General features: G+C 62.1%; 21 protein-coding genes and 1 riboswitch. Of the genes, 11 read left to right on the top strand and 10 right to left on the bottom strand.

Annotated elements, in window-relative coordinates:
- Positions 1 to 65: 65 nt before the first annotated feature.
- The 4 genes from TR36_RS12150 to TR36_RS12135 form a co-directional block, all read right to left on the bottom strand.
- A complete protein-coding gene (locus tag TR36_RS12150; protein ID WP_062763351.1) occupies positions 66 to 1463 on the bottom strand; it encodes a cytochrome c in 1398 nt (465 codons plus the stop codon).
- 8 nt (positions 1464 to 1471) lie between these two features.
- Entirely contained in the window at positions 1472 to 1981 is a 510-nt protein-coding gene (locus TR36_RS12145; protein WP_052362671.1) for a sugar dehydrogenase complex small subunit, read from the bottom strand.
- A gap of 343 nt (positions 1982 to 2324) precedes the next feature.
- Positions 2325 to 3611, bottom strand: coding sequence for an L-fucose:H+ symporter permease (fucP, locus tag TR36_RS12140; RefSeq protein ID WP_045393046.1), 1287 nt, complete (start codon positions 3609 to 3611; stop codon positions 2325 to 2327).
- A 32-nt stretch (positions 3612 to 3643) separates the two neighbouring features.
- The gene (locus TR36_RS12135) at positions 3644 to 4816 is read right to left on the bottom strand and encodes an ROK family transcriptional regulator (RefSeq protein ID WP_062763349.1); all 1173 of its coding nucleotides are present in this window, start codon (positions 4814 to 4816) and stop codon (positions 3644 to 3646) included.
- Between the two features lie 401 nt (positions 4817 to 5217).
- Here TR36_RS12135 and TR36_RS12130 point away from each other — a divergent pair, with 401 nt between their 5' ends.
- The 5 genes from TR36_RS12130 to TR36_RS12110 all read left to right on the top strand — a co-directional run bounded on the left by TR36_RS12130 (position 5218) and on the right by TR36_RS12110 (position 10572).
- Positions 5218 to 6366 (top strand): ROK family transcriptional regulator, encoded by a 1149-nt coding sequence (locus tag TR36_RS12130; RefSeq protein WP_062763400.1) that lies wholly within the window; start codon positions 5218 to 5220, stop codon positions 6364 to 6366.
- A gap of 30 nt (positions 6367 to 6396) precedes the next feature.
- Positions 6397 to 7191: an ABC transporter permease gene (locus TR36_RS12125; protein ID WP_082714957.1), complete on the top strand. Its 795-nt coding sequence runs from the start codon at positions 6397 to 6399 to the stop codon at positions 7189 to 7191.
- Between the two features lie 4 nt (positions 7192 to 7195).
- Positions 7196 to 7975, top strand: coding sequence for an ABC transporter ATP-binding protein (locus TR36_RS12120; RefSeq protein ID WP_045393050.1), 780 nt, complete (start codon positions 7196 to 7198; stop codon positions 7973 to 7975).
- Positions 7976 to 7998: 23 nt separating this feature from the next.
- Positions 7999 to 8970, top strand: a complete 972-nt coding sequence (locus TR36_RS12115; protein ID WP_045393052.1) for an aliphatic sulfonate ABC transporter substrate-binding protein — start codon at positions 7999 to 8001, stop codon at positions 8968 to 8970.
- A 66-nt stretch (positions 8971 to 9036) separates the two neighbouring features.
- Entirely contained in the window at positions 9037 to 10572 is a 1536-nt protein-coding gene (locus tag TR36_RS12110; protein ID WP_192841352.1) for a sulfatase, read from the top strand.
- Positions 10573 to 10798: 226 nt separating this feature from the next.
- Here TR36_RS12110 and TR36_RS12105 read toward each other — a convergent pair whose 3' ends face one another.
- Positions 10799 to 11392: an exopolysaccharide biosynthesis protein gene (locus TR36_RS12105; RefSeq protein ID WP_045393054.1), complete on the bottom strand. Its 594-nt coding sequence runs from the start codon at positions 11390 to 11392 to the stop codon at positions 10799 to 10801.
- 226 nt (positions 11393 to 11618) lie between these two features.
- Here TR36_RS12105 and TR36_RS12100 point away from each other — a divergent pair, with 226 nt between their 5' ends.
- The 6 genes from TR36_RS12100 to TR36_RS12075 all read left to right on the top strand — a co-directional run bounded on the left by TR36_RS12100 (position 11619) and on the right by TR36_RS12075 (position 17636).
- On the top strand, positions 11619 to 12755 hold the full coding sequence (locus tag TR36_RS12100) for an ABC transporter ATP-binding protein (RefSeq protein ID WP_062763344.1): 1137 nt from the start codon (positions 11619 to 11621) through the stop codon (positions 12753 to 12755).
- Complete coding sequence (locus tag TR36_RS12095) at positions 12752 to 13642, top strand: carbohydrate ABC transporter permease (RefSeq protein ID WP_045393058.1); 891 nt, start codon at positions 12752 to 12754, stop codon at positions 13640 to 13642. Before TR36_RS12100 ends, TR36_RS12095 begins: the two co-directional genes overlap by 4 nt.
- The gene (locus tag TR36_RS12090; protein ID WP_045393060.1) at positions 13642 to 14454 is read left to right on the top strand and encodes a carbohydrate ABC transporter permease; all 813 of its coding nucleotides are present in this window, start codon (positions 13642 to 13644) and stop codon (positions 14452 to 14454) included. Before TR36_RS12095 ends, TR36_RS12090 begins: the two co-directional genes overlap by 1 nt.
- Before the next feature lie 22 nt (positions 14455 to 14476).
- The gene (locus TR36_RS12085) at positions 14477 to 15760 is read left to right on the top strand and encodes an ABC transporter substrate-binding protein (RefSeq protein ID WP_045393062.1); all 1284 of its coding nucleotides are present in this window, start codon (positions 14477 to 14479) and stop codon (positions 15758 to 15760) included.
- A gap of 59 nt (positions 15761 to 15819) precedes the next feature.
- Positions 15820 to 16620, top strand: coding sequence for a phosphodiesterase (locus TR36_RS12080; RefSeq protein WP_045393065.1), 801 nt, complete (start codon positions 15820 to 15822; stop codon positions 16618 to 16620).
- 98 nt (positions 16621 to 16718) lie between these two features.
- Positions 16719 to 16913, top strand: a riboswitch (cobalamin riboswitch).
- Positions 16914 to 16958: 45 nt separating this feature from the next.
- Complete coding sequence (locus tag TR36_RS12075; RefSeq protein WP_062763342.1) at positions 16959 to 17636, top strand: energy-coupling factor ABC transporter permease; 678 nt, start codon at positions 16959 to 16961, stop codon at positions 17634 to 17636.
- An 87-nt stretch (positions 17637 to 17723) separates the two neighbouring features.
- Here TR36_RS12075 and TR36_RS12070 read toward each other — a convergent pair whose 3' ends face one another.
- The 5 genes from TR36_RS12070 to TR36_RS12050 all read right to left on the bottom strand — a co-directional run bounded on the left by TR36_RS12070 (position 17724) and on the right by TR36_RS12050 (position 23998).
- On the bottom strand, positions 17724 to 19982 hold the full coding sequence (locus TR36_RS12070; RefSeq protein WP_045393071.1) for a glycoside hydrolase family 2 TIM barrel-domain containing protein: 2259 nt from the start codon (positions 19980 to 19982) through the stop codon (positions 17724 to 17726).
- 1 nt (position 19983) lies between these two features.
- Positions 19984 to 21132 (bottom strand): galactonate dehydratase, encoded by a 1149-nt coding sequence (gene dgoD, locus TR36_RS12065; protein ID WP_045393074.1) that lies wholly within the window; start codon positions 21130 to 21132, stop codon positions 19984 to 19986.
- Between the two features lie 7 nt (positions 21133 to 21139).
- Positions 21140 to 22054 (bottom strand): Gfo/Idh/MocA family protein, encoded by a 915-nt coding sequence (locus TR36_RS12060; protein WP_045393077.1) that lies wholly within the window; start codon positions 22052 to 22054, stop codon positions 21140 to 21142.
- Positions 22054 to 23112 (bottom strand): ABC transporter ATP-binding protein, encoded by a 1059-nt coding sequence (locus TR36_RS12055; protein WP_045393080.1) that lies wholly within the window; start codon positions 23110 to 23112, stop codon positions 22054 to 22056. The genes TR36_RS12060 and TR36_RS12055 overlap by 1 nt, the downstream gene beginning before the upstream one ends.
- A gap of 76 nt (positions 23113 to 23188) precedes the next feature.
- On the bottom strand, positions 23189 to 23998 hold the full coding sequence (locus TR36_RS12050) for an IclR family transcriptional regulator (RefSeq protein WP_045393083.1): 810 nt from the start codon (positions 23996 to 23998) through the stop codon (positions 23189 to 23191).
- Between the last annotated feature and the right edge of the window lie 41 nt (positions 23999 to 24039).

Below are 24039 nucleotides of genomic sequence, written 5' to 3'. Positions count from 1 at the left end.
TCGGCGTTGCGCCACCTGGCAGGCAGCGCGGAATTCGGGGCGAGGCGAAAAGCCCGCCGCATGGATCAGCGGGCCCGGCGGCGGATCAGCCAGAGGGCCAAAAGGGCCAGCACCAGCAGCACTGCAAGCGCGGCGGCAATCATGATGTGCGGGGCCGCCAGCCGGACAAGCGGGGCGACGGGACCACCGGTGCGGGCGGTTTCAACATCTTCGGCGGTGATGGACCCATCGGCCTTGCCAAAGGCCTGCCCGGTATAATTCGCAAGCGCGGCAATCTGGGTATCGTCCAGCTTCTGCACCTGGCTGTCCGGTCCGAAGCCCGGCATCAGGGTGTGCTTTCCATCCACCTCGCGGGTCACGCCATGCAGAATGGTCGAGAGCAGGTTGGCGCCTTGGCCGTTATCCAGCGTCAGGTTGCCCTGCAGGGCCGGATAGGTACCGTCGGCAGAACCCTCACCCGTCAAGCCGTGGCAGGACGCACAGGCGGATTCGTAGAGTTCGGCCCCGCCGGCATCGGCAGGCAGCCTGTGGTTCGCGCGATCATCCGCACGGGCCCATGGCGCAAAGACTGTATCCGCGGCGGTGGCTGCGGGCGCCGCGGGCGTGTCGCTGTCGCGGGCGGGCAGGCTGCGCAGATAGGTGACGATGGCATCAATGTCATCATCCACAAGGTGTTGCAGGCTGTATTCCACCGCTTCGGCCATTGGCCCGGAGGCGCGGGCGTGGCTGGCAACGCCTGTCCCGAGGTAGCTTTTCAGATCGGCGTCGGACCAATTCCGCAGCCCGCCCCGCCCCGGCGTCAGATTGGGGGCATACCATGCCCCCACCATTCCGCCCGCCATCAGATCGGATGTTTTCGATCCCATCAGAAAATTGCGCGGCGTGTGGCAGGTGCCGCAATGGGCCGGCCCGTTCGCCAGATAGCGCCCGCGGTTCCATTCCGCCGATTGCGCGGGGTCAGGCTCCAGGGGATCACCGCCCGCAAACAGGGCATTCCAGCCGATCATGGCCCACCGTTGGGAAAACGGAAAGGGGAGGGAGGTTTCAGGGGCCGCCGCCTCTACCGGGGCCACATCATGCATGAAATAGTCATAAAGCGCGGCGATGTCATCATCGCCCATATTGGCATAGGCGGGATAGGGCATTGCCGGATAAAGATGCGCCCCGTCGCTGCGGATTCCCTTGCGCAAGGCATCCGAGAACTCTGCAAGCGTGTAGTTCCCGATCCCGAAATCCTTGGAGGGCGTGATATTGGAGGACGTGATGACCCCCATGGGCGAGTTGATGGCATAGCCTCCCGCAAAAGGCGCCCCCCCTTTGGCGGTGTGGCAAGCGGCGCAATCGGCTGCGGTGGCAATATAGGCCCCGCTGCCCGTATCGGGGGTTTCTGCGGCCAGCGGCATTGCCAGCGCGCCAAAGGCTGACAGGGCGGATACCATGCGGAGGATCGGTGGGTGGGTCATGGGGGCCTTCAGAGCGCGGGCATGTCGGACAGGGCAGGCGGCGCAACCGTCCACCAGTTCGGGCCGTTCAGCGCATAAGTGGGAATGGGCACGGCATCACGCGCGGGCTGATACATCAGCGCCCTGTCAAAGGTATGGACAATGGCATCGCTTCCCGTCGCCGTAACGCCCGAATACCACGCCGCAACAATGGCCAGCAGCGTGTCATGCAGCGCATCCCCTTGCAGCGCATCCGCAAGTGCCTCCACATCGGCAAGGCGATCGCTGGCGATACGGTTTGCCAATGCCCCTGCCTGTTGCGCGAAGTTGGGGTGTGCAGTGCAAAGCCCGTTCCACAGCCCTTGGCCGGTGCGGGGGGCCAGCGCCTGATGGCCGGTCACAAAGGATGAAAGTGTCATGAACCCGGCCAACTGCCCTGCATCTTCGGCGCGCATCTGTCGTGGAAGCGCGGCAAGGAACATCCCGATGGCCGAGGTGCCCAGAAAGCTGCGGCGTGTCAAAGAGAGTGTGGCTGGCATTATGCGATCCTGACTCTGTCTATCTCGGGTCCTGTCAGCGCGGGACCATGCGGTTCGGTGGTCGCGCTGATCCCTAGCGTGCGGGGCGGTAATTGAAGTGCTGGCGGGGTTCGAAATGGGCGTGTTAATAAAGTGTTTGGATAAAATAATAACCTAGATCATGTTTCATGGGATTCAAATGCCAATTTTTGGCGGTGGATGATCGAGGCAAGAAGCTACGGACATGCAAACACATGCTGCATGCCGGATTTTCATAAAGTATAATGACAAAAGCACCCGGAGTTGGACCGGGCGCTTTGTGGATGTTATGACTGGCGATGCTGCAGGGCGGCAACCGTCCGGATCAATGGCCGTGGTGCCGCCGACGCTCGGACGAGAGGTCGAATATCCCGTAGGCAACAACAACGCCGAAGCAGGCAGCGGGTACAAGGAACGAAAGCGCGGCCCCGAACTGGTCCAGTACCGCCCCCTGAACCATGGGCATGACAGCGCCGCCCGCGATGGCCATGACCAGTCCGGCTGCCCCGAATTTGGTGTCATCGCCCAATCCCTGCAGCGCGATGCCATAGATTGTGGGGAACATCAGCGACAGGCAGGCCGATAGCGCCAGAACCGCCCAGATCCCCGCAAGGGTGGGCACGCTGGCGGCGAACAGGCAAAGCGCCACGCCAAGCGCCGCCATCGCACACAGCAGCCGCGACGGACGGATCAATGTCATCAGGCCGACCATTACAAACCGTGCCACCAGAAACAGGATGAGGCTGGCCTGCAAGTACCAGCCCGCCTGCGCCTCGGTGCCGCCGATCGCGCCGATCACATATTGGATGGTGAACGTCCAGGTGCAGGTCTGTGCTGCGACATTGAAGAACTGGGCAATGACGCCGAACGCATAGTGCCGGTTGCGGACAAGCCTCCCGAGCGCATCGCCAAAGCCGCGACCGACCGTATCCTGATGCCGTTCGGCCTGCCTTGGCATGCGTTTGAAGGCGATGACCACCCAGATCGCCAGCAGCACGAACGCCAGCCCCACATAGGGGCCCATGACGGCGGAAAGCTCCGATTGCCGGATCGCCTCCAGCTGGGCCGTGGGCATGGCGGCCCGTTCGGCATCGGTTGCGGGATTGAGGTTCGGGAGTATCCATGTGGCCGAAAGCAGCACGCCGATATTGGTGCCCACTGGGTTGAAGGCCTGTGCGAGGTTCAGCCGGCGGGTGGCCGTGGCTTCGGGGCCCATGGAGATGACGAAGGGGTTCGCCGAGGTTTCAAGGATCGACAATCCGCCCGCAAGACAGAACAGCGCAGCCAGGAAAAAGCCGTAGGTCATTACCTGACTGGCCGGATAGAACAGGAACGCGCCGAATATTGCCAGCCCCAGACCGGTCAGCAGCCCGGTCTTGTAGCTGTAGTGGCGGTTGATGAATGCGGCAGGTAACGCCAGCAGGAAATAGGCACCGTAATAGGCAAATTGCACCAGCGAGGCCTGAAAGGTGCTCATGGAAAAGATGCGTGAGAAGACCTGCACCAGCGGGTCGGTCATATTTGCGGCAATGCCCCAGGCGGTAAAGCAGGCGACCAGAAGTATGAAGGGAAGCCGCATGCCCCGCGCTACAAATGTGGGCCGTTCGTTCATGGATACACTCATATTCTTGGGTTCTGACACGCTTATTGCAGGAAATAGCGATCAAATACGGGGCCATAGGCGGCCCCCAGCGTACGCGCATTGGCGCCGACGCGGGCTGTCTGCGGGGGCGGCGGGATCAGTCCGCGGGTATCGAGCTGGGCCAGCGCTGCCGTGGTGCGGGCCACGATGCGGGCCCGGATGTCTTCGGGCATGGCCCCGCCGATCAGCACGGCCTCGAAATCCATTACCGCACCGATGGACCGGATGGCATGGGCCAGCGCGCGGGCCGTGGTTTCGATCCACGGACCCAGCTGCACCTCGAAGGCGCTCCAGTCCTGCGGGCGGGTCCATAGCGCCGAGGCATCCAGACCGTCCCGTATTATGGCGTTTTCCAGCAGGTACAAAGAGGCCGCATCCAGAAGCTGCACCTCGGCCCCGTCAGGCCCCGGCACGCGCAAGGAACCGAAGGCGCCCGCGTTTCCCTTACCCCCCATGACCACCTTTGACGCCAGTGCGACACCGCCGCCGACGAAAGAGCCAATGAAGAAATAGGCGTAATCCGAGAACTCTCGCCCGCGTCCGAACAGATGTTCGGCACGACAGGCGGCGGTGCCATCGTTCTGGATCGTCAGCGGCAGATCGGTAATACGTGCCACTTCGGTCTGAATGTCCGTCTCGCGCCAGATCGAAAAGCTGGCGGGGGCGTCCAGCGCCTCGGTCCAGCTCCAGATTTCGGCGGGGGCAGCAATGCCGATGCCGCAGATCCGGGATTTCTGCAGATCGCTCAGCCCGCGCGACAGGCGTTCCATTCCTGCGCCGAGATAGCGAAACAGCGCGTCCGGCATCGGATAGCGGTAGGTGGTCTGCTCTTCGGCCAGCACCTCGCCGCGCATGTTCATCACCATCAGATCCGCCGACCGGCGCCCGATCTTCAGCCCGAACGACAGTGCACCATCCGGGTTTATGGCCATCGGCACCGAGGGTTTGCCGATGCGCCCACGGTTCGGTTCTCCGCGCAGAAGAAGGCCGTCATTCTCCAGCTTCTTCAGGATGTTGGATACTGTTTGCGCGGTCAGTCTGGTCAGCCTGGCAATTTCCATTCCCGGCAATTCGCCGTGGCGCTGGATCGTTGACAGGATCAGCCGTTCGTTATGCGCCCTTGCACCCACGTGATTGACGCCCCCCCCAAGGGTGCGAATTTCGCTTCCGTCCATATGATCTTCCTCCACTGGCGGCCAAGCTAAAGGCAAAAATAAATAAATCAATTGGAATTATTTATTGGCGGAGGGCAGGCGCGGGAGGGCAGAAACCGGATTGCATCTGGGGCGCGTCGCGATGCTCGCACCTGTCTGCGATGCACTTTGCTGCCACCTCTGCCGGGAGGCAATGCCATTCTTGTTTGCCGTGAGGCGAAGGGGAAATCACGCAAACGATCACGCTGCGGTCAGGCTCCGGTTTCGGCGCTGTCAGCCGAGGAAGAGATCGCACGGGTGTTTGCATTCCGCCCGGTTTTGCCGCCGAGCTGCGCCGATACAGGGCGCAATTTACGCAAAAACTAAAGTGTTGACGCATATTTCCACTTAGTTAACTTGGTAAGGAAAGTAAGGTGGATTCCATGCGAAGCGGCACTGGTGAGATCTTGATGCAGTTGCGGGACGGCGGGGCAATGTCCCGCGCCGATCTGGCACGCATCACGGGGTTATCCTCGGCGAGTGTCACGAAACTGACGGCACGCATGGTGCAATCGGGCCTGATCGAGGATCTGAGCGGGCCCCACAGCCAGACCATGGGCCGCCCCCCGGTCCGGGTGGCATTGCGCAATGATGCCTGCGCGGCGGTTGCGGTTCACATGGGCGCGGGAAAAGTCAATCTGGCGCTGTCCGATCTTGGCCTCGGGCTAACGGAAATGCAGAGCTTCGAATTCGATCTGGATACACCCGTGGATGATGTCATTCAGCGCACGATCGGGTTGGTCCGGCGGGCGGTGCTGGCAAGCGGGCTGCCGATGTCGAAACTGGTGGGCGTGGGCATCGGCCTGCCGGGCGGGGTCGATGGCGCAAAGAGGGGGAGTACAAGTTCGGTCATTTCCGGCTGGAACGATATCGCCTTTGCCGATGCCTTCGAGGAAGCGCTTGGCCTGCCGGCAACGGTCGAACACAACGCAACCGCCATGGCCATGGCCGAGGCGATCTATACCAGAACCGGACCGACCGACAGCATCCTGTATGTGCTGGTGGACAAGGGAACAGGCGGTGGCTTTGCCCAGCCCGGTTCTGGCGGACGCCGCGGCCCCGTGGAGCTGGGCCACCTTGCGGTGGAACCGGGCGGCCCGCGATGCATCTGCGGTGGCGAGGGCTGTCTGGAGGTTTTCTTCTCCGAACGCGGGTTGAAGGCGCTGGCCCCCGCCGGGGCCACAACGCCTGCGGATATGTTCGCGGCGGCGATGGCCTCTGCGGAATGGCCGAAAATCTACGAATACATCCTGCAGGCATTTTCCACGTCGATAACACTGCTGGCCCCCCAGCGGATCATTCTGGGCGGGCTGCTGACCGAGGCACCCGATGCCTTTGTGGCGGCGCTCGAAGCCGATCTGCCGCACAGGGTGATGCCGCACCTGCGCCGGAACCTGCAGATCGGCAAACCCGGCCTGTCCGAACCCGTGGGGGTGAAGGGTGCGGCCAGTATCGCATTCGAGAAATTCTTTTACGAACAGGGGCCGGTGGCAGCCCTCGCCAAGCCCGCCCGCAACAAGCGCCGGGCGTGAAAATACCAGACCAGACAGGGAAGCGATCCGATGACGGCAGTCAGTGGCACCACAGCAACCACCTGGAAACGCAAGCTCGGAAAATCGAGCCCGCTGATCTATGGCACGATCTCTTTCATTCTGGGCATAGGGCTGTGGTGGTGGGCCACAAAATCCGGAATGTCCGAATTGCCCAGCCCCTTCGCCGTGCTGCAAAGGTTCGCGGAACTGGCCCTGAGCGGGCAACTCTTTGCAGATATGTATGCGTCCCTGCGGCGCGTGCTGATCGGCTTTGCTCTCGGGTCCATTCTTGCGGTTCCTGTCGGGTTCCTGATGGGCTGGTACCCGATTGCCCGCGGGTTCATCGATCCGTGGATCCAGTTCTTCAGGGTCATTCCGCCGCTTGCGATCATCCCGCTGGCCATTGTCACCCTCGGAATCGATGAAAAGCCGAAGATCTTCGTGATCTTCCTTGCGGCATTCCTGTCATCGGTCGTCTCGACCTATCAGGGGGTGGTCAGCGTCGATAAAACCTACATCAATGCCGCGCGGGTGCTGGGGGCAAAGGACGGCGTCATATTCACGCGGGTGGTGATCCCTGCCTCTACGCCGTTCATCCTTGTCGGCTTCCGCATCGGTCTTGGCTCTGCCTGGGCCACGGTGGTGGCCGCGGAACTGATCGCGGCCCAATCCGGGCTCGGGTTCCGGATGCAGCAGGCACAGCTTTATTACGAACTGCCGACGATCTTTGTCAGCCTGATCGCCATCGGCATTCTGGGGCTGGTGATGGACCGCATCGTCGTCTGGGCCGAGGATCGGTTGACACACTGGCAGGAAAGGGTCTGAGGCTATGACATCTGCACCGAAAATCGAATTCCGCAACCTTCGGAAAACCTTTGGCGAAGGGGCCAGCCTGTTCACCGCCATCGACAACCTTGACCTGCAGATCCGCGACGGGGAAATCGTGACGGTTGTCGGCCCGTCCGGCTGTGGCAAATCCACCGCGATGAACATCGTCGCGGGGCTGACGGATGTCAGCTCGGGTGAGTGTCGGGTGGATGGAAAGCTGGTGAATGGTCCGGGGCCGGAACGGGGTGTCATCTTTCAGCAGTACGCCCTGTTTCCGTGGCTGACCGTCCGCGAGAATGTCGAATTCGGGCTCAGGATCCAGGGGGTCGGCAAGAAGGACCGCGAAACGCGCGCGCTCCATTATCTTGATCTGGTGGGGCTGAAGGCATTTGCCGATGCCTATCCGAAAACCCTGTCGGGGGGGATGAAGCAAAGATGCGCCATTGCCCGGGCCTATGCAGTGAACCCGAGCGTGCTGCTGATGGACGAACCCTTCGGGGCACTTGATGCGCTGACACGGGTGAAATTGCAGAACCAGCTGCTGGATACATGGTCCAGGGACAAACGCACGGTGATGTTCATTACCCATGATGTCGACGAGGCGGTCTATATCGCGCATCGCGTGATCGTTCTGGCCGCCAATCCGGGGCGTTTGCAGGAAATCATCGAGGTTGATCTGCCGTTCCCGCGAAACGACGAGGTCCGGTTGTCACCGGAATTCATCACACTGCGAAACAAGGTCTGGCGCGCGGTCTATCACCGTGACGATCAGGCTGCATAACGTCCAACAAAGGGGAAATGACAATGAAATTCACGAAACGAACCGTTCTCGCCTTGGCTGCTGGTGCCCTTGCCACTTCGGCATTCTGCAGCGCGTCCCATGCCGCCGATCTGGACCAGATCCGCATGGGGTATATCGCGGATTATTACGGTGCCAGCCTTGCGGCAATCGCCACCGAACAGGACCTGTGGGCAAAACACGGGCTGGAGGCGAAGCTGAGCGTATTTACCAACGGCCCGATCCAGGTTCAGGCCCTTCGCGCAGGCTCGCTCGATTTTGCCTATATCGGTTCCGGTGCGCTCTGGCTGCCTGCAAGCGGTCAGGCCAAGGTGATCGCCGTCAACGCCCTCGGCTATAGCGACCGGGTGATTGCCCAGCCCGGAATTGACAGTATTGCCGATCTTAAGGGCAAGAAGGTCGGCATTCCCGAAGGTACATCGGGTGACATGCTGACCCGCCTTGCCCTTGAGGCCGCAGGGATGACGCTTGACGATGTCGAGGTGGTGTACATGGATCCGGCCACGATCGTGACGGCATTCTCCTCGGGCCAGATTGATGCGGCGGGCCTGTGGTACCCCTTCGTGGACATTATCAAGAAACGTGTACCCGATCTGAACGAGTTGAAGAAGAACGAGGATTTCCTTCCTGAAATCGCCTTTCCTTCCAGCTTTATCGTCAGCGATGACATGGCCGAAAATATGGAGGTGATCCGCAAGGTGAACGCCGTCCTGAAAGAGGCGGGCGATTTCCGCCGCGAGAATACCGAGGAGGCCGTCGGCATCACGGCGTCTTTCCTCAATGTTCCCAAAGGCCCGCTGCTGACGGAATCCGCATTGGCGATGCAACCCTCCAGCGAAGAACTGGTGGAAATGACCAAGGAAGGTCACGTGGACCAGTGGTTCGATACGCTGGCCGGTCTTTATGCGGACTTTGGCAAGATCGAGAATCCGTTGCCCGCGTCCGAATTCTATCTCGGTGCGCTTTACGCCGAGTGAAAATCGAAATGGGCCGTGCTGCCGCATTCCGGCGCGGCCCCCGTTCCGCCTTTTAGTGAGAATATGATGAGCCGCCCCAACATTATCTTTATCATGTCCGATGATCACGCAGCATCGGCGATCTCGGCCTATGGCTCCGGCCTGAACAAGACACCGAACATCGATCGTCTGGCGCAGGAAGGAATGCGGCTGGATCATTGTTACGTGACGAATTCGATCTGCACCCCGTCTCGTGCGGCCATCCTGACGGGCACCCATAACCATGTGAACATGGTCACGACCCTTCACACCCATCTGGACAACCGCCTGCCGAACGTGGCGAAGGCGCTGCGCAGTTCGGGGTATCAAACCGCGATCTTCGGCAAGTGGCATCTGGGCGAGGGGGCCGCACATCAGCCGACGGGGTTTGACGAATGGTCGGTCGTGCCGGGTCAGGGCGAATATTTCGATCCGGTGATGATCGGGCCAGAGGGGGAAACCGTGGAGAAGGGGTATGCCACGGATATCATCACCGACAAATGCATCGGGTTTCTGGAAAACCGCGATACGTCCCGGCCGTTTTTCATGATGTGCCACCACAAGGCGCCGCACCGTCCGTTTGTCCCGCATCCGCGCTACAATGATCTGTATACGGATGATCTGCCCGTTCCCGAAACCTATGATGACGATTATTCCAACCGCGCGGCAGCGGCGGGGGCAGCCAGGATGCGCGTGCGTCAGGATCTGAGCTACCTTGATCTGGGGCTCGTCATGCCCGAAGGCGGTGGCGAACTGGGCGAACCCGACGGCCCCGGATCAACCATGCGCAAGGTCCCCGACAGTCATGAAGGTCTGGAGCTGATGGACCGGGCAACGGGGGAGAAGTTCACCTTCGACACCAAACGCGATCTCGACCTGTTCAAGTACCAACGCTACATCAAGCGGTATCTGCGCACGATTGCGGGAATTGATGACAATGTCGGACGGCTTCTGGCCTATCTCGACAGCAACGGGCTGACCGACGACACGATCGTGATCTACACATCCGACCAGGGGTTTTTCCTTGGGGAACATGGGTGGTTCGACAAGCGGTTCATGTACGAAGAAAGCATGCAGATGCCGTTTCTTGTACGCTACCCCCGGGCCATCAAGGCAGGCAGCATCGGCACAGGCGTGGCGTGCAACGTGGATTTTGCCCCGACGTTTCTGGATTTTGCGGGTGTCACGATCCCGAGCTACATGCAGGGTGTCAGCCTTGCCCCCCTTTGGAAGGGCGAGGCCGGTGCGGATTGGCAGGACATCGCATATCACCGCTACTGGATGCACAAGGACGAACATCACAATGCCTTTGCGCATTACGGCATCCGCGGAGCGCGCTACAAGCTGATCTACTGGTATAACGCGTCGCTTGGCCAGATCGGGGCGAATGACGGGCCAGAACCGCCCGAATGGGAATTGTTCGACTGCCAGACCGATCCTAACGAGCTTTGCAATCTGGCGGATGACCCGGCCTATGATGCGGTGTTCCGCGATATGCTGGCCCGGCTGGACGCGAAGATGGCCGAAATCGGCGATATTCCCGAACATGACAGCGATACGGTTCTGGCGGCCCGGAACCGCTGAGGCATAGCAACGATAGGGCGCTATCCATGACAAACTGGCGCGGGCCGGACGAACGGCCCGCAGCGGGTTTTGCCATGGGCTTCAGCCCGAGGATGCCACGGAATATGGCCACTCCTACTTTCCGCCGGATCACCGGAAAGGCAAGCGCGTCCGCGATCGCCCCATTCCTCAGTTCGATCTGCGGGATACCACCGTGCGGCGAGATCGAGGCCGCGCCATCACCCCTTCAGACCCCGCCGAAGCCGATCTGCCATATCAATACCGGAATGGCCGACATCAGCGCCATGGACAGGATGATCAGCAACCCGTCACGCATCAGCAGCCCCGCCGCGAACAGCGCGATCACCGCCGAGGCGATGGAGCCGGAGGCCGGCACAAGTTCCATCGCGGGCATGAACAGGGCCAGACACAGGATAAGCGTCAGCGGCACAAGAAACAGCGGCCGGTGCAGCAGGAATGTCAGACGGCGCCGCAGGATGTGCTGCACCCAGCCCACGGGTTTGCGCAGCCACGCCACGGCGGTATGCAGCTTTGCGGCATCGAACTGGCGTTTCATCAGGAAACCGGGCAGCCAGACCGTCTTCTTGCCGATGATCATCTGCAGGACCAGTGTAGCCACGATGATGCCGATCAGCGCGGTCAGGCCGGGAATGGCGCTGGCGGGCGATGTGGAGATCAGGGTGAATATCAGCATCAACGAAGCGAACGAGCTGGAGCCCAGTTTCTCCACGATCTGCTGGACGGAAACCTTGTCCTGATCCGTCAGCTCGTCCAGCCGGTCCAGCACCTGCGTCAGGCTGTGTTTGTCCTCATCCCGCATACATACCCCACCTTGGAAACATGAAGGGGCAGATAGATCGGCAGCGCAGAATGTCGATCCTCCGTCGCAACGGGGCCGGTGCCTGCGGCCATGGCGATGCGTCCAGCTGGGGCGGGAACATGGCGGGCAGAACCTGCTGCGGTGCCACCTGCCGTCTTAAAAGGTTCGCACAGATGTTATGTTATTGAAATATAATACTGACACACGCTTCGGAAAAGGAGCGTGTATGACGCGTAAATCTATCGATCTCTCGGGTATCCGGAAAAGCTTCGGCCAGACGCAGGTGTTGGCGGATATCGATCTGCAGGTCCGCGAAGGGGAATTCCTTTCACTGGTCGGAATGTCCGGATGCGGTAAATCCACGTTGCTCCGGATCATCGCCGGCTTGGAAATGCCGGATGGGGGGCAGGTGGCCATCGGCGGGAATGATGTGACCGCGCTTGATCCGTCAGACCGGAACCTTGCCATGGTGTTCCAGTCCTACGCCCTTTACCCGCATATGACCGTGCGGCAGAACATCGCGACGCCCCTGCGGATGCGGACCCTGTCGCTGCCGGCGCGCCTGCCGCTTGTCGGGCGCCTGCTGGCCCCGCGAGAGGCGCGGAACCGGATTGCCGAGGCGGTGAATGACGCGGCCGAGATGCTGCAGATCGTGCATCTTCTGGATCGCAAGCCCGCGCAGCTTTCGGGCGGGCAGCGGCAGCGCGTGGCCCTGGCGCGCGCCCTGGTACGCCAGCCCGCCGCCTTTCTGATGGATGAACCGCTGTCGAACCTGGATGCCAAACTGCGGGCGCATATGCGCGACGAACTGGCCGCATTGCATCGCCGTCTTGGGGCCACCTTCATCTATGTGACCCACGATCAGGTAGAGGCGATGACCATGTCCGACCGGATCGCCCTGATGATAGAGGGCCGGATAGAGCAGCTTGGCACGCCGGACGAATTGTACCGCACGCCCGCCACATTGGCCGTGGCGCGGTTCATCGGCTCTCCGACGATCAACCTTCTACCGGCAGAGGTGTCCCCCGAGGGCCGGTTGCAGGTGGCGGGGATCGAGACGGGTCTGGTAACCGAACCGGGGCCGGCCACTCTGGGCATCCGGGCCGAGGATATCCATCTTGCCCCCGAGGGGATTCCCGCCCGCCTGATCCGGACCGAAACGCATGGTGCCGACCGCTATCTGACCTGCCAGCTGGCAACGGGTGACGGGCAGACCATCGTGCTGCGGCAGGGGGCCTCCGACCCGCGCCCTGCCCATCCGCAGGATAAGGTGCATCTGCGCTTTGCCGAGGGCAGCGCGCATGTTTTCGGTCCCGACGGGCGCAGGCGCAACCACAGCCATCACCGGATGGTGGCCGCATGACCATCGCCATCGGACATACGGCACGGTCACGGATCGTTACGCGCGGGCTGTTGTTTGCCCTGCCGGCGATCCTGCTGATGGCGGTCATCTACATCATTCCCGTCATCGTTCTGATGGGGTTCTCGCTGACGGATTACAGCCTTGGCGCGCTCAACTGGCGCTTTGTGGGGCTGCAGAATTTCGTGGCTGCCTTCAAGGATCCGGTTTTCCTGCGATCCCTGACGAATACCGCGCTTTATGCGGCCATCGTGATCCCTGCGGGCGTGTTCCTGGGCCTCGGGGTCGCGCTTCTGGTGCATGGCCGCAAGGCATCCCGGGGGTTCTGGGAAACTGCCTATTTCCTGCCGGTAACGGCCACGCTGGTGGCCATGGCAACCGTATGGCAATTCCTGCTGCACCCCTCGCTTGGCCCGGTGAATGCGGCGATCAAATGGTTCGGCTTCGATCCGGTGTCCTTTCTGGGCAATCCGGCCCTGCTGATCCCGACGATGGCGCTGATCGGCGTGTGGCAGATCCTCGGGTTCAACATGGTCCTGTTTCTGGCTGGGCTGACGGCCATTCCGCAGGATCTGCACGAGGCCGCCCGGATGGACGGCGCCCGAAATCCCATTGACCGTTTCCTGACGGTGACATGGCCGATGTTGGGGCCGACGACGCTGTTCGTCGTGGTCACCACCTCCATCTCGGCATTCAAGGTGTTCGAGACGGTGGCCGTGCTGACCAAGGGGCGATCGGGGTCCGAGACGCTGCTGTATGCCCTGTATCTGGAGGGGTTCGAATATTCCAATACGGGGTATGCCGCGGCCCTGACGCTGATTTTCCTGGCCATCGTTTTGATCCTGTCGATCGGGCAGACGGTGCGCATGGACCGGAAGGTGCATTACTGATGCGGCGCTTCATTCCCCATATCCTGCTGGCCGCAGGGGCTGCTGTCATGCTGCTGCCGTTCTACTGGATGATCCTGACATCGATCCGCACCCCGGCCGAGATTTTCGATATTTCGCTGTGGCCGGTTCCGGACCGGTTCAACGGCGTCGAGAACTACGGGCAGGCGGCCACCTCCGTGCCCATCGCCCGCTTCATGCTCAACGGCGTGATCGTGTGTTCCGGCATCCTGTTCGTTCAGGTTCTGACCGCGGTGCCCGCAGCCTATGCCCTTGCCAAGCTGCGCTTTCCCGGACGCCGGATATTGATGGCGCTGGTGATTGCGGCGCTTTGCGTGCCGATGCAGGCCCTGGCGTTGCCGCTGTTCGTAGGGTTGGCACAGGCAAATCTGCTGAACACCTATTTCGCACAGATGGCGCCGTTTTTCCTGTCGGTTTTCGCCATCTTCCTGTTTCGCCAATCGTTCCGCTCCTACCCTGACGAGATCATCGAGGCGGCCCGCATGGACGGGTTTTCCGAAATGGAGATCTGCTGGGGTCTGGTTCTGCGCGGCTCCCTGCCATCGCTGGCGGCCTTTGCGATCTTCTCGGTCGTTGCGCATTGGAATGATCTGTACTGGCCGATGATCGTGGTGTCGGACACCGCGCTTGCCCCGCCGCCACTGGGTATGCTGCTTTTTTCGGATGCGGAAACGGGCGCGAATTACGGTGCGCTGATGGCGGGGGCCACAATGATCACCGCCCCGATGATCGTCTGCTTTGTTCTGGCACGACGGCATTTCATCGCAGGCATCACCATGACCGGGGTCAAATAGGCCCCGCTAACCGGAGACAGTTATGAACCTGACCAGACGCCTTGCCATAGGCACGATCCTTGTTGGCCTGTCATTGCCCGGGCTGGCCGCGGCGCAAGAGGTGACGTTGAACGTCCTCTACAACCTGCCCGGCTTCACGAAATTCCACCAGCCCCTGGCGGATGAGTTCATGAAGAACAATCCGGACGTTAAGATCAATTTCCTGGCGCCCGCAGCCGGGTACAACGAGGGCCAGCAGCAGGTATTGCGCGCCGCCGTCACCAACAACCTGCCCGATGTCTATTTCTCGGGGTACAACCTGACCGCCGAACTGGTGCATACGCTGGCGCCGCGCAACCAGATCACGGACCTTGCCCCCTTCATCGAGGCAGAAGGCGGGCAGGCCTTTCTGGATGAGAACTTCTCGCCGAACATGGCGGCTTTGGGCCGGATCGACGGCACGCAATACGGCCTTCCGGTCAACGCCTCCTCGCCCATCATGTTCGTGAACGCCGATCTGGTTCGCGCGGCTGGTGGCGATCCTGCGGATATGCCCAAAACATTCCCCGAGCTGATCGAGCTGGCGACAAGGATCCACGCCATGGACGACAGCATCGCCGGCATGTCCTATGACATCGCCGGATGGCCAGATGACTGGCTGTGGCAGGCCATGATCTACCAGCAGGGTGGCACGCTGGTCGATCAGGAAACGGGCAAGGTGGCCTTCGACAACGAGATCGGGCTGAATGCCCTGACCATGATCCGCCAGATGGCGGCCGAAGCCGGCGCCCCCACCTTTGACTGGGATCAGGCACGCCAGCAGTTCGGTGCGGGCATGACAGGTGTCCTGTTCACGACCCCCGCGCATGTGCAGACAATCGAAGGGCTGGTCGGTGACCGGTTCGAACTGACCACCACGACCTTTCCGCTGGATGACCCCGAAAAGGGCGGCGTTCCGACGGGCGGCAATTCGGCGGTGATGCTGACGCAGGATCCGGCCAAGCAGCAGGCCGCGTGGGATTACATCAAATGGGTCACCGGCCCCGAGGCCCAGAACACGATCGTGCGGATCACCGGCTATCTGCCCACGAACCTGCGCGCCACGGGCGAGGATTACCTTGCGCCCTATTATGCAGAGCATCCGAATGTGGCCACGGCGGCCAAACAGGCGGAACGTTCGCTTCCATGGGCGGGCTATCCGGGCGGAGACTCGGTCCGTATCTGGCGCACACAGCGTGACATCATCGGCAATGTGATGCGCGGGGACATCACGCCCGAGGACGGGCTGGCCCAACTGGTCGAACAGACAAACGCCCTGATGCAATAGGCCCAATGACATGGCATGCGGGGGGGTGAATTTCCCGCATGCCATGCGCGGAGAGAACGATGAAGATCATCCACCTTACCGACACGCATCTGATGCCGTCCGGCATTCTGGCGAACGGCATTGATCCCGAACAGAAACTGCGCAGTGCAATCACCGATATCTGCGCGCGCCACTCCGATGCCGATCTGCTGGTGATCACCGGCGATCTTTGCAACCACGGTGATGCCGAGGCCTATGCCCTGCTGCGCGACATCCTTGCCCCGGTTCCGTTTCCGGTGCGCCTGATGCTGGGCAACCATGACAGACGCCCCGAATTCATCGCCGCGTTTCCCGATCATCCGCAGGACGGAAACGGGTATATCCAGTCCTTCATGGACACGGACCACGGGCGGTTGCTGTTTCTGGATACCCATGCCGAGGGTATGAGCGGGGGCGTTTATGATGCCCCCCGACTTGACTGGCTGGAGATGGCGCTGGCCGGGGCGGGCGCGCTGCCCGTGACTGTGTTCCTGCACCATCCGCCCGTCAACGACGGCATCCGCCATTTCCGCAACATCAGCCTGCATGACGATGGCGCACTGCTGTCACGCCTTGCTGCCCATCCGGCAGGGGTGCGCCATGTCATCTTCGGCCATATCCATATGCCGATGGTCGGAACCAGCCCCGAGGGCATTCCGTATAGCTCTGGCCAGTCCTGCACGCATCGCTTCATTACCGATATCGACCTGCCCGATCCGTGGTGGACCGATGGCAATGCGGTGTACCGTATCCTCATGATTGACGATCTGGGCTTCAGGGCCTTTGGCGCCGAGGTGGGGGAACGTCCGATGACCCGCGCCCGGATCTGCGCGGGCCCGTAACCGGACCTGCACAGGCGGCACGGGCAGGCATGTTCCGATGGTAAAGGGGGCGGTTTTCCGTCCCCTTTTCGTCATCTATTGACCGCCCCGGAATTTGCGGGCCTAAGATGGGGTGCGGTGGCCGTGCGTATTGCGTCCGGCTGAAAAGGGAACGGGGTGCGAAACCCCGGCTGCCCCTGCAACTGTAAGTGAGGAGCAACCTCGGGAATACACCACTGGCACATGTGCCGGGAAGGTACCGGGGGCGTGTCGAGCCACGAGCCAGGAGACCTGCCGCCCATGCAACCGCCGAGAGTATCGGCAAAAATGCCGTCAGGACGGACGGCAAGGAGACTTGAATGCATATCGAACCCGGCGTCGTGGACGGCGCAAAAATGGTTCTGGCCTATGGTACGGCTGCTGCGGCAGGCGGCTACTCGCTCAAACTCGTGGCGGAGGATCTGAAGTCACATTCGATCCTGTCATTCGGCCTGCGCAGCATTCTGGCTGTTGCGGCCATTTTCGTATTCTTTGAGGTGCTTCCGCATTTCGCCGTCGGCGTATCCGAGGTGCATTTCATCCTTGGGACAACGATCCTGCTGCTGTTGGGAACAGGCCCTGCGGCGGTCGGACTGGCGGGCGGGCTTCTGGTTCAGGGCCTGTTCTTTTCACCGACCGACCTGCCGATGTACTTTGTCAACGTCACGACCCTGTTGTTCCCGCTGTTCGCGATCCACGCATTGGCAGGGCGCGTCATTCCTGCACAGAGGGCCTATGTCGACTGCAGCTATGGCGATGTGCTGAAGCTGTCGTTCGCCTATCAGGGCGGCGTTGTGGCCTGGGTGGCGTTCTGGGCGATCTATGGTCAGGGGTTCGGGGCGGAAAACCTGTCCGCAGTGGCAAGCTTCGGCAGCGCCTATCTTCTGGTGGTGCTTGTCGAACCGGTTGCGGATCTGGCCATTCTGGCCGCGGCCAAGCTGCTGCGGAATAGCGGGCAAAGCGGGCTGTTCACGCAGCGGCTGTACAACCCGGCCTGATACGGCCAGGTCGCGGAACGGGGTTACGCGCCCCGATGGTTATCGTGAAAGGGGGCGGTTGCAGGATGCACCGCCCCCTTTTTCAAATCAGATGGCAAAGGTTACCAGATTTTCCTGCGGTCCCGGCTCGGTAATATCCAGGGTGATCTTGTGGCTTCCGAACCGTGGCGATGTGACCGTCAGCGTGATGGTCCCGACCTCTCCGGTCAGCCGCAGCCACGCGCCCGAGGTGCCGCCCGCCAGCACCGTCATTTCGGGCCCGATCAAAGTGGCCGGACCCTCGACGTGCAGCGTCAGCGGATCGTTCAGGAACAGCATCTTGTTTCCCGCCTGATCCAGCGCGCGGAAGATCACGCGGATATCCTCGCTTGCATCGGCCTCGGCGGTCCATACATCGGGGACGATCTCCAATGTGGTTGGCGTGCTGTCGCCGGGGAAGATCCGTTCCGCGACCTTCTCTCCGTCCAGATATCCGGTGATGCGCCCGCCGTGCCAGCTTTGGCCCCAGTGGCCCAGCTCATCCGCCGAGAAGTGCCGGTCGTCGATGATGATGGGCGGATTGGGCAGGTGGCCGAAGCGTTCGCGATCCGGCCCCACACGTTTGACCACATCGGCAAAGACCAGTTCGACCTCGTCGCAGTTCGTCAGGATGACCAGCGGCAGAACCCCCCCGATATTGCGCTCTCCGCGCGCCCAGACCGTGACGGGTTCCATGACGATCCCTTCGCTGGCGGGCTTCTGGCTGGAATAGGCATAGGCTGCGAATTTCGGTTCGCGGAAAATCGTCATGACGCCGTGGTGGCAGATGCGGTCGCCCGCGCCGAAATCCTTGTGCGTGTTGTAATCGTACATGCACCAGCCGATGCAGCCCGAGATGCTTGGATCGGCATAGGCGGCGTTGAGCACCTCCAGATGCCGGATCGCATGTTCGGACTGATGCGCCTCGGGATCGCCCGCCTTGGTCGGGAACATATGGCCGTTATATTCGGTGATGAGATAGGGCACAGGGTGCGGCAGGCCCGTCACCTCGGGCTGCGTGCGTAGCGCCGTGCGGGGGCGGTTGGTGCCCGGTATCTCGAATTCGCCCAGCACGAAATCGTTCATCGTGTACACATCCTCCAGCAGTTCGCTTTCGGTGATGTACCGCACGCCCCCCGTCGGGCGGGTGCTGTCCAGTTCGCGGGCCGTGGCGTTGGTGCGCAGGTAGAAATCGCGATTGTCGAAACTTTCGTTGATCCGCACACCCCAGATGATGATGGAGGGGTGGTTCCAGTCCCGTTCGATCATCCGGGCGACGTTCTGCACGGATTCGTCCTGCCACGCGGCCCCGCCGATATGCTGCCAGCCGGGAATCTCCTCAAAGACCAGAAGCCCGATGTCATCACAGCGGTCCAGAAAATACGTGCTTTGCGGATAATGCGATGTGCGCGCGATGTTGCAGCCCAGATCGAAGCGCAGGATCTCGGCGTCGCGTTCCTGTGCGCGTTTGCCCTGCGCATAGCCGGAATAGGGAAAGCTCTGGTGCCGGTTAAGCCCGCGCAGCTTCAGCGCCTCGCCGTTGAGCTTGAAGCCTTCGGGCGTCCAGTCCACCTGCCGGAACCCGAAGCGGGTCAGCGTCCGGTCCCCGCTTTGCAGCGTGATGTCGGCCGTATACATCGCGGGCGTGTCGCAGGACCACAGGGTGATGCCGGTCAGATCCGCAATCGTGACCTTGGCACGATCATCCGCGATCTCGGCCGTGCCGCGACCGACCTCGGTGCCGCTGGCGTCGAAGATGACCGCGGTTGCCGTGCCCTGTGCCCCTTCGGTCCACAGGTTCAGCACGACCGTTTTCCGCGCTGCCAGAACCTCGGGGGTTTCGATCTTCACGTTGCGGATATGGGCCTTGGGCAGCACCCGCAGCCAGACATCGCGGTAGATCCCGGCATAGGTCAGATAGTCGATCCGCCCGCCGAAGGGCGGGATCTGCGGGTTCTCCGTCCCGTCGATCCGCACGGTGATCCGGTTGGCGCCGCGCGTCAGATGCGGCGTCAGGCGCGCGGTAAAGGGCGTGTAGCCATCGGCATGCCGGATAACCTCGGTCCCGTTGCACCACACTACGGCATCGGCCATCGCGGCGTCGAACCGCAGTTCGACCTCTGCGCCCTCCCATTCCGCGCACCAGTGCAGATCCCGCTGATAGGTGAAAGCGTGCTGATAGGCGGTTTCGTCGAAATAGTTCAGCGGCAAATCGACGGCATTATGCGGCAATGTAACCGCCACACCGCCCAGATCGGCCTTGATCCAGTCAGGATCGAACCCGTCTCTGAAGGACCATTCCGTATTCAGTTTCTGGTTGTTACGCATCTTACCACTCCGCAAAACTGCCGTCGGCATGGCGCCAGACGGGGTTACGCCAGCGATGGCCATTGGCGGCCTCGCGGCGGACTTTGTCCTCGTTCACCTCGATCCCGAGGCCCGGCCCCTGCGGAATGCGGGCATAGCCGTCCTCATAACCGAAGACCTCGGGGTTGGTCAGGTAATCCAACAGATCCGACCCTTCGTTGTAATGAATCCCAAGGGATTGTTCCTGGATGAAGGCGTTGTAGCACACCGCATCCAGTTGCAGGTTCGCCGCCAGCGCGATCGGCCCCAGCGGGCAGTGCAGCGCCAGCGCCACGTCATAGGCCTCGGCCATGCCGGCGATCCGGTAGGTTTCGGTGATGCCGCCCGCGTGGGACGGATCGGGCTGGATGATGTCGACAAAGCCTTCCTGCAGGATCTTCTTGAAATCCCAGCGGGTGTAAAGGCGTTCGCCAAGCGCGATCGGGGTGGAGCAGTGGTTGGCGATCTCGCGCAGCGCCTCGGCGTGTTCCGACAGCACCGGTTCCTCGATGAACATCAGCCGGAACGGTTCCAGTTCCTTGGCCAGAACCTTGGCCATGGGGCGGTGCACACGCCCGTGGAAATCGATGCCGATGCCAAAATCGGGGCCCATCTCGTCGCGGATCGCCTGCACGCGTTCCAGCACCTGATCGACCTTGGCGTGGCTGTCCACGAACTGCATCTCTTCGGTGCCGTTCATCTTCACGGCGGTGAACCCCCGCTCGCCGCACTCCCGTGCCATGCGTGCGGTATCGCCGGGGCGGTCCCCACCGATCCAGCTGTAAACCCGGATCCTGTTCCGCAATTGTCCGCCAAGCAGCGCGTGGACCGGCTGGCCCAAGGCCTTGCCCTTGATGTCCCACAGCGCCTGATCGATGCCCGCGATGGCCGACATATGGATGCCGCCGCCCCGGTAGAAGCCCGCGCGGTACATCACCGTCCAATGGTCGTTGATCAGGCGCGGGTCCTTTCCGATCAGGTAATCCGACAGTTCCTCGACCATGGCGGCCACGGTCTGCGCGCGCCCCTCCAGCACCGGTTCCCCCCAGCCGGAAATGCCCTCATCGGTGCTGATCTTCACAAAGCACCAGCGGGGCGGGACGATGAAGGTCTCTATTGCCGTGATTTTCATATTGGCCTCAGGGCGTGAAAGGGTGGGTGGAATGATGCGTCCCGATCAGGAAGGCATCCGCGACAAGGCGCAGCGGCGCCAGATCGACATCGCTTTGCCCTGCGGCGACCAGCTGCGCAAAGCGGGCATAGAGGCGCGTGTATTCCCGGTTCTCGCCGGAATGCAGCACGGTCCCGTCGATGCTGGCCTGTGCGCCGCCATCATCCAGCATCAGCGTGCCCTGATCGGTTTCGAACCGGATGCGCCAGATTTCGTCCTTCGCCAGCCGCCAGTCGAAGGTGGCCGTGATCGGAACGCCCTGCGCCGACAGGTGCAGATCCGCCGCGATGGGCGTTTCGCGGCCCTGCGGGATGTGCAGATCGGCGCGCAGCAGCACGACATCGGGCACAAGCGCCGTCAGGATCGACAGCGCATTGATGCCGGGATCGAACACACCGAGCCCCCCTGCCTTCCAGATCCACTCCTGCCCCGGATGCCATTTGCGCACATCCTCGCGCCATTCGATCGTGACGGATCTAAGGGTTTTGCCCGACAGCCACGCGCGCGCCGCCCCCACCGCGGCGGCCTCTCTCGAATGCCAAGTGGCGAAAAGAGTCAGCCCGCGGGCCTGCGCCGCATCCCGCAGCGCCCCGATTTCCGACAGCGTGGCCCCCGGCGGCTTTTCCAGCATCAGATGCCGCCCGGCCTGCAGGGCCGCCATCGCCAGATCGAACCGCCCCTGCGGAGGGGTGCAGAGCGAGATGGCCGCAATCGCGGGTTCCGCCGTCAAAAGCGATGGCAGATCGGGATAGCTCGCAACCCCGTCCAGCCGGGCATTCCGCGAGGCGATGGCCGCAAGCTGCATTCCCGGGTTCGCCGCGATCGCGGGCAGATGCTGGGCGCGGGCGATGGTGCCCAGCCCGACCAAACCGATATCCAGCATCAGCGCACCCGCAGCCCGTTGTCGGCGCGGAACACGAAGCAATCGGCGGGGTCGTATTCCAGCCCCACCATCGTGCCACCTGCAGCCTGCAGGCGTTGATCGGTTTCCACGACCAGCCGTTCGCCCGAAGGCGCGCTCAGATGCGCATAGGTGACAGAGCCGAGGTTTTCGGCATGTTCCACGCGGTAATTCCCTTGTGCCGTGATCCGCAGCGCATTGGGCCGCAGGCCGACTTCGACATCCACGCCGTTCCGCGGCATCGCAATCGCGGGCTTGATCCGCGCGTTGTCCAGCCCCGGAACGGTGATCACACCGTCCTGCACCGTGGCCGCGACGAAATTCATCGCCGGAGAGCCGATGAACCCGGCCACAAAGCGGTTGTCGGGATCATCGTAGAGATGCATCGGGGCACCGACCTGTTCGATATGGCCCGCGCGCAGAACGACGATCTTGTCGGCCATCGTCATGGCCTCCACCTGATCATGGGTGACATAGATCATCGTGGCGCCGATCTCGCGGTGCAGGCGCGCGATCTCGGTGCGCATCTCCACCCGCAATTCCGCATCGAGGTTCGACAGGGGTTCGTCGAACAGGAACACCTCCGGCCCCCGCACGATAGCGCGGCCGATGGCCACGCGCTGCCGCTGCCCCCCCGACAGGGCGCCGGGCTTGCGGTCCATCAGCGGGTCCAGCTTCAGGATGCGTGCGGCTTCGTTCACCTTGGCAAGGATGTCCGCCTTGGGGTGGCCATTCATCTTCAGGCCAAAGCCCATATTCTCACGCACCGTCATATGGGGATAGAGCGCGTAGGTCTGGAACACCATCGACACGCCGCGCGCCGCCGGATCGGCATCGGTCACATCCCGCGCCCCGATGGTGATGGAACCGGCGGTGGTTTCCTCCAGCCCCGCGATCATCCGCAGCAGGGTCGATTTCCCGCAACCGGACGGGCCGACGAACACGCAGAATTCGCCCTGTTGAACATCCAGATCAACTCCATGGATGACTTCGACAGCGCCATAGCTTTTGACGACCTTGCGCAGGGTAACTTGGGACACGTAATTTCCTCCCACAGGTGATGTGATGTCGGCTTTCCCGGTGGCCCCTGTTCAGCGGCCTTCCGGAACGCGCCGGTTATTGTTCGGGAAAGCGCCAGGCATTCGCCGCCTCTGCGATGTTCCGCGCGGTCTGCAGCACACGGGGGGCATATCCCTCCAGTTTTGCCCGATCGTGTGCATTGGCCGTGGTGATCGATAGCGCGCCAAGCACGCGGTTCGTCTGTGACAGGATCGGGGCGGCGATGCAGACGATGCCGGGTTCATGCTCCTCGTTGTCCCACGCGAACCCGCGCGCCCTGATGGCCGTCAATTCCGCCCGCAGCATCTGTTCATTCGCCAGCGTCGTGGGCGTGAAGGCATGAAAGGAGGTGCGTGCGATGGCATCCGCCAGCTTGTCCTCGGGCAGATAGGCCAGCATCGCCTTGCCCACGCCGGTGCAATAGCTGGGTCCGACCTTGCCCGATTGCGAGAACATCTCCACCGGGCGGGCCGCGTTCCGTTTGTCGACATAAAGCACCATGCCGCGTTCCAGCTGGGCCAGGTGAATCGTCTCTCCGGTTTCGGTGGACAGCGCATCAAGAAAGGGCGCCGCCACCGGCGCAAGGCTGCTTTGCGCCCATGCCGAATGCGCAAGGCGCACAAGGCGCAGGCCCGGCGCATAGGTTTGCCGGTCCGCGTCGAAGGCCAGCATGTCCTGATTGGTCAGTGCCTGCAGGAACCGATGGAGCGTTGCCTTCGGCAGTGCCGCCGCCTGCAGGATCTCGGCGAATTTCACCGGACGGGCGAATCCGGCCACCAGATCCAGCACGGCCAATGTCCGCCCGACCGTTCCGTCCTCTTTTGCCTTGTCGCCCTGCAGGGCGGCAGGGTTCTGGTGCTCGGTCATCGGTTCCTCCCTCCTCAGCCCGCTCCGTTCGATATTGACAG

It is taken from the genome of Falsirhodobacter sp. alg1 (assembly GCF_000739715.2).
GTDB lineage: Bacteria > Pseudomonadota > Alphaproteobacteria > Rhodobacterales > Rhodobacteraceae > Falsirhodobacter.
This window is presented reverse-complemented; position numbering and strand designations above follow the sequence as displayed.

What these genes read in the sequence shown, in the direction of transcription:
- TR36_RS12150 (WP_062763351.1), bottom strand. Translation starts at nt 1,463, where the DNA reads ATGACCCACCCACCGATCCTCCGCATGGTATCCGCCCTGTCAGCCTTT.
- TR36_RS12145 (WP_052362671.1), bottom strand. Translation starts at nt 1,981, where the DNA reads ATGCCAGCCACACTCTCTTTGACACGCCGCAGCTTTCTGGGCACCTCG.
- fucP (WP_045393046.1), bottom strand. Translation starts at nt 3,611, where the DNA reads ATGAACGAACGGCCCACATTTGTAGCGCGGGGCATGCGGCTTCCCTTC.
- TR36_RS12135 (WP_062763349.1), bottom strand. Translation starts at nt 4,816, where the DNA reads ATGGACGGAAGCGAAATTCGCACCCTTGGGGGGGGCGTCAATCACGTG.
- TR36_RS12130 (WP_062763400.1), top strand. Translation starts at nt 5,218, where the DNA reads ATGCGAAGCGGCACTGGTGAGATCTTGATGCAGTTGCGGGACGGCGGG.
- TR36_RS12125 (WP_082714957.1), top strand. Translation starts at nt 6,397, where the DNA reads ATGACGGCAGTCAGTGGCACCACAGCAACCACCTGGAAACGCAAGCTC.
- TR36_RS12120 (WP_045393050.1), top strand. Translation starts at nt 7,196, where the DNA reads ATGACATCTGCACCGAAAATCGAATTCCGCAACCTTCGGAAAACCTTT.
- TR36_RS12115 (WP_045393052.1), top strand. Translation starts at nt 7,999, where the DNA reads ATGAAATTCACGAAACGAACCGTTCTCGCCTTGGCTGCTGGTGCCCTT.
- TR36_RS12110 (WP_192841352.1), top strand. Translation starts at nt 9,037, where the DNA reads ATGAGCCGCCCCAACATTATCTTTATCATGTCCGATGATCACGCAGCA.
- TR36_RS12105 (WP_045393054.1), bottom strand. Translation starts at nt 11,392, where the DNA reads ATGCGGGATGAGGACAAACACAGCCTGACGCAGGTGCTGGACCGGCTG.
- TR36_RS12100 (WP_062763344.1), top strand. Translation starts at nt 11,619, where the DNA reads ATGACGCGTAAATCTATCGATCTCTCGGGTATCCGGAAAAGCTTCGGC.
- TR36_RS12095 (WP_045393058.1), top strand. Translation starts at nt 12,752, where the DNA reads ATGACCATCGCCATCGGACATACGGCACGGTCACGGATCGTTACGCGC.
- TR36_RS12090 (WP_045393060.1), top strand. Translation starts at nt 13,642, where the DNA reads ATGCGGCGCTTCATTCCCCATATCCTGCTGGCCGCAGGGGCTGCTGTC.
- TR36_RS12085 (WP_045393062.1), top strand. Translation starts at nt 14,477, where the DNA reads ATGAACCTGACCAGACGCCTTGCCATAGGCACGATCCTTGTTGGCCTG.
- TR36_RS12080 (WP_045393065.1), top strand. Translation starts at nt 15,820, where the DNA reads ATGAAGATCATCCACCTTACCGACACGCATCTGATGCCGTCCGGCATT.
- TR36_RS12075 (WP_062763342.1), top strand. Translation starts at nt 16,959, where the DNA reads ATGCATATCGAACCCGGCGTCGTGGACGGCGCAAAAATGGTTCTGGCC.
- TR36_RS12070 (WP_045393071.1), bottom strand. Translation starts at nt 19,982, where the DNA reads ATGCGTAACAACCAGAAACTGAATACGGAATGGTCCTTCAGAGACGGG.
- dgoD (WP_045393074.1), bottom strand. Translation starts at nt 21,132, where the DNA reads ATGAAAATCACGGCAATAGAGACCTTCATCGTCCCGCCCCGCTGGTGC.
- TR36_RS12060 (WP_045393077.1), bottom strand. Translation starts at nt 22,054, where the DNA reads ATGCTGGATATCGGTTTGGTCGGGCTGGGCACCATCGCCCGCGCCCAG.
- TR36_RS12050 (WP_045393083.1), bottom strand. Translation starts at nt 23,998, where the DNA reads ATGACCGAGCACCAGAACCCTGCCGCCCTGCAGGGCGACAAGGCAAAA.